Here is a 7,094-nt window from a genome sequence, read left to right as displayed (position 1 = left end):
CCTTTTGTCTTTCGACTCTAGGTAAGTTGGTTGACTTAGAGATGTTCTTCTTAATCTCTCCCAATTTAATTGGGGATACCGCGTTAACTGTCACGGCGCACACATTTCGCAATATCGGCATCCAACACATATTTAGGTTTAAACTTAATAGTGTTGAATATTGCCTTAATCGCATCATGGGCGTTTCTTCCTGGTCGAAAACCGAATGAGTTTGGCTCAAAGCGAGCTTCCCATTCAGGTTCCAGAGCTAGTTTTACTAGCGATTGCAAGGCGCGGTCGTACAGAGTGGGTATAGAAAGGGGTCTTTTTTCTCCCTTTGAGCCGGGTTTTGGTATCCACACCCTTCGAGTGGGAGCGGCTTTTTCACCTAGTTTCAGGGAATGTACTAAGATAAGCCGTGCTTTTGGGGACAAGTTTTTCAACCCGTCCACTCCTGCCGTCTTCTTACCTCGGTTGTCTTGTGTTACCCTACGAACCGCCAAACACTTTGCTGACCAGGAGTGCAACAACGTTTTTTGAAGTTGACGAACTGCTTTGACATCACCACGCTGAGAGGCTTTGTAGATGCGCTTTTGCAACTTGAATACTTTCCTTTCCAGCTTTCGCCAGGGGATAGCATTCCATTCCACCGTAGTCTTGAAATCGTTTTAGATGTGTACATTGCTACTAGTAACTCTACAATCCAAGTCACCGTGCCTCCGTCTGCATATCCTCTGGCTTTCCCAAAGGCTTTGGCTTCTGAGGCAATGGATACCACTGAGGGTGAACAAAAACTCTCTTACATGGAAAGTCGCCGTGAACACTTATGGTATTTGCTACAGATAGGCATGGGTTCAACCTCTGTACCAAAAGCAGCAGTGGATTTATCCAAGGGCGCGGCGACTGCAACTGCATCGCCAAAGAAATCTGACAAACCAACGTCTCCAGCAAAACGGACTCGTAAAAAGCCTGCACCCCAGAGCAATGATGAAACGGCTTCTACGACACCAAGCGAAACTTCTATAGAACCAGCACCTAAAAAAAAACAAACTCGTAAGAAGACAAAACAAGATGATTCTTCCATTAGTGAGACACTACTGGAAACAAATATTACCCCCTCTCCCACGGACGCACAGAAGATAGATGAGGGTCTTCCACGTAAAAAAAATGGGGAGGGTTCTGGGGATAGTCGCGTTGACTCATCGATTAATCAAGAAGTTTCTAACCCTCCCCATTTTTTTGGGGACCATGCAAATGAAACACCCCCTCAACAGCAAACGCCTAAAAAGTCTTCGGGGCGTGTTGACCAACGCAAACCTAAACGTGATGCTGTAGGACAACAGTAAACATCAAAAAATTCAGTAGTAAACAGTTTTTATCATGATAAAAGTTCGATAATAATTGATGAATATGGTTAAACGTAAATACAATAAGAAAACTAAATACTCCAGTAAAGAAAGCTGTTGGCTATTTCTTGATTGTGAGATGTTAACAGGCATTCCTGCTGATAAATGTCCTAATATCAAATCCTGTAAGTACAATGCACTCTTAAGTCAAAATAGATGGTGTTTTCTTCCGTATCAAAAGTGGCTTCCAGAAATAGATCAACTATGGAAAATACCAACACTAGAAGTTGACCCTTGGGTAGCACCAGAAGCGAGAGAAGCTGGCTACGATTCTCCCGTAGAAATTTTTTACACTTACAGCAATAAAGATTTATGCTTAACTATTGGACAGGATGAAAAGGGAAAATACCTTGAAATCCCGCCAGAAGCATTAGACTTAGGATTTGATAGAGCGGAACAACTTCCTTATAAAGTCTCAAAGGCTACGCAATTAACATTTGAGCAGGTAATGTCTATTTCATCTTATAACTTTATTTTAGAAGCTCTTTTCTATGCAGCTTCATATTAAATTGGTATTAGCTATCAACGCAAAACCTCAAAGCATCAACCTGTCAACCAATTCACATGAATCAAGGCAAGCACTGCAATAATAAGTCTGGCTTTAAAGGCGTAGTCGTATGTAATAACTGGACTAGTAAATTTAGATAAGGCTTGAATGATTAGGTCAACTGTACTAATCTAGTTTCAATTCAACTAAAAAGCGGAGATCAATTATGATTGATCGCATTGGTATCGTTGTCAGTGATTTTGAGCAAAGCAAGTCCTTTTATGGTGTGGCATTAGAACCAATTGGGCTTTCACTGATTGCAGAGTATTCAGCCTCTACCACTGGAAGTACCGATATTGCTGGTTTCGGTCAGCCGCCAGAAGCTGAATTCTGGCTTACTCACGGTAATCCTGGTTCTGTAAAAGTTCATGTAGCGTTCAGAGTTCACAACCATGCTGCTGTTGAGGTATTTTACAACGTAGCTTTAGCTGCTGGTGGACAAGACAATGGTGCGCCTGGTTTTCGGACTCACTATCATCCTAACTACTATGCTGCCTTCGTTCTTGACCCAGACGGACATAATATTGAAGCCATCTGTCATTACCCTGAATAATGGAACAACGATGATATCACCTGGATCTAAGTCGAAGGTAGAACTACAAGACCAAGGGATGTATTCTTTGAGCCACCCAAAAGATTGGTCATGGCCATTCTGGGCTGCTGTCCCACTTTACCCTTACGGCAGGCGGCGGACACTTCGCAAGGAAATAGTTTTTGACACTATCTGGACTTTCGAGCAGCTTCACGGCATTCTCTACACCATAGTGCCGATTCGTATGACTGTCGTCAAACTCGCTGCCGGAGGTCTTCTGGTCTATGCACCCGTTGCTCCAACAACTGAGTGTGTCCGCTTGGTTAATGAATTGGTAGCAAAGCACGGTGAAGTTAAGTACATCATGCTGCCAACCAGTTCTGGTCTCGAGCATAAAGTCTTCGTTGGCCCCTTTTCTCGCCGCTTTCCTGAAGCACAAGTCTTTGTTGCTCCGCACCAGTGGAGTTTCCCGTTTAACCTGCCACTTAGTTGGCTAGGTTTTCCAAAAAAACGAACTCAAGAACTCCCAGAAGACTCAAGCCTTGCTCCCTTCGCTCTGGAGTTTGACTATGCAATCTTGGACATCAACCTGGGACGAGGTTCTTTTGCAGAAGTTGCAGTGTTTCACAAGCAAACGCGCACTCTACTTGTAACTGATTCTATCCTTTCTGTTCCAGTTGACCCACCAGAAATCCTCCAATTAGATCCTTATCCCTTACTGTTTCATGCAAGGGACAATGCCTTGGAGACTAGCGACGACAATGAAGACAACCGCCGCAAGGGATGGCAACGCATTTCATTGTTTGCACTTTACTTCCGTCCAAGTGCGCTGGAACTTACTCCAATCAGACAGATGTTTCGTGATGCTCTCAAAGCACCACAGCGAACCCTAAAAACGTACTTTGGTTTATTTCCTTTTCGCTGGCGAGAAACTTGGAAGCAGGCATTCGATGCTCTACAAGGTCAGGGGCGGCCATTTGTCGCACCGATTCTGCAAATCCTTATTTTTCCCCAAGCACCAAGACAAGTCCTCAACTGGGCAGATACAGTTGCAAGTTGGGATTTTCAGCAGATTATCCCCTGTCACTTTGACTCGCTAATTTTTGCAAATCCGCGTCAATTTCGGCAAGCTTTTGCTTTTCTTGAAAAAAATCCCTCTGTAAGTAATGACTTTTCTTCTAGCAAAAGCCAGCATCTATTGGAGGAAGACTTAAGATTTATTAAGGAACTGGAAGCGAGTCTAGTTAAGCGCGGTATTGCAACCCCAGCTAAAGAGAAGGTTTAATCAATACCGAATGGCACTAAGAAAAGGTGAAACCTCGCCAGGGCAGGGTGTTGGGGGTAGGGGGTAGGGTGTAGTGTTTCAGACAATTTCAATGCCAGTACGTTAAGGAGTTCAACATCTTCTTAATTCCCCACACCCGAACCTGCAACCCCACACCCAAAAGCTAGGAATAGCAGGGATTTACGCTTTTCTTAGTGCCATTCAATCAATACCCTAGCTGTAGAGACACACAGTTGTGCATTAGTATCAACTTATAAGTACTCAGACAAAAGACAAGTTTGGTCAGATGATGGCATATTCTTATTGAATAAAATTATACCTTTTTTCAAAATCTCTCTTAATCTGGCTTTTAGCCTATTTTAAGACAATCGATCTCAAAAGAATTGACTTTTCTGTTGCTATGGCTGATGGTGAGCCTTACACAGAACGCATACCTGGGGCAATGGCAGGTTTGGGTCAGCTTTACGGACGGGTGTAAGTCTGTGGTCTGTGATTGGTTGGTGGGGGTGTAGATCGAGAAAGCTTTGGTAAAGAGTTGAGTAATTCATGCTTCAGATTTCGTCTTCCCGGCTTTTTTAGAGACAGCAATTGCACCAACTACAAACAATAGACCTAGTAGGGAAACAGGTTCTGGTACTGATGTAGATGAGGAACTCAAGGTAATATTGGCAGCAGAATCTTGATAGATGTATGTTCCTGCCCGTCCCACTTCACCCGTCAAGCTAATTTCAGAGCTTGAAGTTCTTTCTAAGGTATATCTTGGAGCATCAGAAGCAATGCCAAAATCAACTACTAAATTCCAATTCGACCCAAAACCAAGCTCAAAATCAACATCTGGGGTTAAGTTACCGCCATTAGTAGATCCTGGATTCAAATTCAAGTTTAGATTGTTGACGGATAGCTCCCAATCGCTCAAAGTCCCGGACTCTGAGTAAACCACAAATCCAGAATATTCGCTCTCTTGTGGCAAAGAGTTCGTGAGGAATGGGGTAGTAGCATTGACTAAAGTAAAATCACCTGAAAATTCTTGTCTAGTTAGAATCGCTCCCAGCACGGAAGTAGCATGAAATACGCTTGCAACTACCAAACCAATCACGGCGACGCTAATCTTGGGGAGTCGAACTTGATTCATGGATTGGTTATGCTATCTAAAATTGTTGAAGGTATGCTATCACATCCGTGGCAATTTAAGATACACTCAGTACACCAAAAAGTTCTGCGATGCCTGCGATGTTCTCGAAGAATCGCTCAAGCCCAGAAATGGGCAATACTATTAAAGAATTACTCAGTACCCTGACGATTGATGAGCGTTGTGGCGTGATGCAAACTTTTGAGGGTCAAGATCCTCAAAAGTTTGCTCAATTGGTGTCAAATGCGCCCCAGTGGACTTGAATGGATGGGGTGATTTTTCGGCACAGATTGCGATCGCTAAAAGGTCAGTTCCTCCCAAGCAAAAAAAACCTAGAGCGGTAAAACTTGCTAGAGGTAGGTTGGAAGCATAGTAAACTCGTTTGATATTTTCTAAGACGCATACGTAATTAAGCCTTTAGTCTCACCTCTCCAGTTAGTTTTGCCGTTCTAGAAAAAAACTAACTTTTATCCAGAATGACTTTCAAAATTTTTAGAATCGCTCTTATGTCCTTACAATCTGTGTAATTCGTTTTTTAATCATCATCCGAACTCCACCTTCAGGAGCAAGGGTAAACCCACGTCTTTGCAATTTAAGAGGTTTATTTTCTACTAATGCAAGTTGATAATTAGATAAAACGGTTGCCAAGACTAACTTCATTTCTAACAAAGCCAGGGCATATCCTAAACATCGCCGACTTCCACCACCAAAAGGAATGAACTCCCAAGGGGAATACTGCCGTCCTAAAAAACGTTCTGGATTAAATTGTTGAGGATTAGGATACAAGTCTTCCCGATAATGCAAAAGGTAGATACTTGGCATTAAGGTTGTGTCAGGAGGAAACTGGTATCCTGCAATATTTATGGATGATTTGGTAATGCGTGGGAAAAGCCCTGGAAGGACTGGATACATCCGCAGGGTTTCAAGGCATACTGCGGTTAAATAAGGAAGTTGGGCAATTTCCATCGGGTTTGGATTTTCTCCCAAACTGTCAAGTTCCTGCTGCAATTTTAAGAGGACATCTGGATTTCGGTGAATTTGATAGAAAACCCACGCTAGCGTTGTTGCATGAATAGCACCTCACCACCAGGGGCGTACTAGATAAAGGTGAATTTGATAGAAAACCCACGCTAGCGTTGTTGCAGTAGTTTCATGTCCAGCAAATAAAATTGTGAGCAATTCATCTTTTAATTCATCGTCGGTCATTGCTTGCCCATTTTCATCCCGTGCTGCCATCATCAAGCTCAGAACATCGCCCTGGCTCTGATCCTCCTTTGTTCTTTTCTCTTCAATTTCTGCAAGAAGTAGCTGATAAATATAGTTTTGTCTACTTTTCATCTGTCCCCAAGGAGTCCATTTTCCCCAATCTTGTTGTAAGAATCGGAAAAATAGCATACTGGAGCGCAAAGGAGAATCAGTCATATCCAACCAACTAGTAAGGAGAGGTAAAATTAGTTGATAGCGTTCCCCTTCACTTAAACCAAAGACAATTTGTAAAATTACTTCTAGACTCACTTTCTGCATAGCAGACCGAGCCACAAAAGGTTGATCGGTTTGCCATTGACTGGCGATTTGCTCGGTAATTAAGCAGATTTGTTGACCATAAGCCTGTAGCCTTTCTCCATGAAAGGAGGGCATTAATAATTTTCGTTCTCGTCGATGGCGGGCACCATCTATTAACATGATAGAATTTTGCCCAATCAAAGGCTCTGCAAGTTTATTACCACGACCAATATCAAATTTAGAATCTTGACTGAAAACTTCTTGAATGGCTTGGGGATGGCTAAGAATTACACAAGAACCGAGTCCACTCAGTCGCATGGAAAAAATGTCTCCATACTTTTGACTATACTTTTGCTGAAATCCAATCGGATCGGCAATCCATTTTATCAGTTGCCACCATGAAGGACTAGTAATGCAATTCGGTAATTGACTAAGCATAATATTTACTTGTGTATTCCACTTCCTAATCTCAAACAAATACACCCACTTTCGTGCGTTCACATAGAAGTTACGGGAGCAAGCTGGATCTCAATTGAACTACTTGTGTTGATTTGGGACGAGAAAAAACCCAGGGCAGATTCTGACCAACTAAAACTCTTATACCATGTCCAAAAAATGAGAATTGGCGATCGCTAGATATTTACCACTACCAACATTTTTATGGCGGTGGATGCAGTCCCGCCGAGGTTATAAGGCGACGCAAGTTAACGACT

General features: G+C 42.7%; 7 protein-coding genes and 1 pseudogene. 5 read left to right on the top strand and 3 right to left on the bottom strand.

The genetic code is table 11. From position 1 onward, the window contains the following. Window positions 1-83: 83 nt before the first annotated feature. Complete coding sequence (locus tag H6G86_RS37320; RefSeq protein ID WP_242065175.1) at window positions 84-578, bottom strand: reverse transcriptase N-terminal domain-containing protein; 495 nt, start codon at window positions 576-578, stop codon at window positions 84-86. Between H6G86_RS37320 and H6G86_RS39340 the strand changes: the two genes are divergently transcribed. The 4 genes from H6G86_RS39340 (at window position 573) to H6G86_RS37300 (ending at window position 3,749) form a co-directional block, all read left to right on the top strand. Next, window positions 573-1,325: a hypothetical protein gene (locus H6G86_RS39340; protein ID WP_242065174.1), complete on the top strand. Its 753-nt coding sequence runs from the start codon at window positions 573-575 to the stop codon at window positions 1,323-1,325. The two genes, H6G86_RS37320 and H6G86_RS39340, sit on opposite strands and share 6 nt — an antisense overlap. 58 nt (window positions 1,326-1,383) lie before the next feature. Further along, window positions 1,384-1,893 carry a hypothetical protein gene (locus tag H6G86_RS37310; RefSeq protein WP_190938596.1) on the top strand — a complete coding sequence of 170 codons (510 nt, stop codon included), beginning with the start codon at window positions 1,384-1,386 and terminating at the stop codon, window positions 1,891-1,893. Window positions 1,894-2,098: 205 nt separating this feature from the next. Then, complete coding sequence (locus H6G86_RS37305; RefSeq protein ID WP_190938595.1) at window positions 2,099-2,485, top strand: VOC family protein; 387 nt, start codon at window positions 2,099-2,101, stop codon at window positions 2,483-2,485. 58 nt (window positions 2,486-2,543) lie between these two features. Further along, window positions 2,544-3,749, top strand: a complete 1,206-nt coding sequence (locus H6G86_RS37300; protein WP_190938598.1) for a DUF4336 domain-containing protein — start codon at window positions 2,544-2,546, stop codon at window positions 3,747-3,749. 544 nt (window positions 3,750-4,293) lie between these two features. On the opposite strand, the gene H6G86_RS37295 is transcribed toward H6G86_RS37300, so the two are convergent. Next, window positions 4,294-4,881: a PEP-CTERM sorting domain-containing protein gene (locus tag H6G86_RS37295; RefSeq protein WP_190938594.1), complete on the bottom strand. Its 588-nt coding sequence runs from the start codon at window positions 4,879-4,881 to the stop codon at window positions 4,294-4,296. A gap of 89 nt (window positions 4,882-4,970) precedes the next feature. Between H6G86_RS37295 and H6G86_RS37290 the strand changes: the two genes are divergently transcribed. Then, a complete protein-coding gene (locus tag H6G86_RS37290; protein WP_190938593.1) occupies window positions 4,971-5,141 on the top strand; it encodes a hypothetical protein in 171 nt (56 codons plus the stop codon). A 241-nt stretch (window positions 5,142-5,382) separates the two neighbouring features. On the opposite strand, the pseudogene H6G86_RS37285 reads toward H6G86_RS37290, so the two are convergent. Then, window positions 5,383-6,819, bottom strand: a pseudogene (locus H6G86_RS37285) (cytochrome P450). Window positions 6,820-7,094: the final 275 nt, after the last annotated feature.

Origin of the sequence: Nostoc sp. FACHB-133 (genome assembly GCF_014698055.1) — a bacterium.
GTDB lineage: Bacteria > Cyanobacteriota > Cyanobacteriia > Cyanobacteriales > Nostocaceae > Nostoc.
This window is presented reverse-complemented; position numbering and strand designations above follow the sequence as displayed.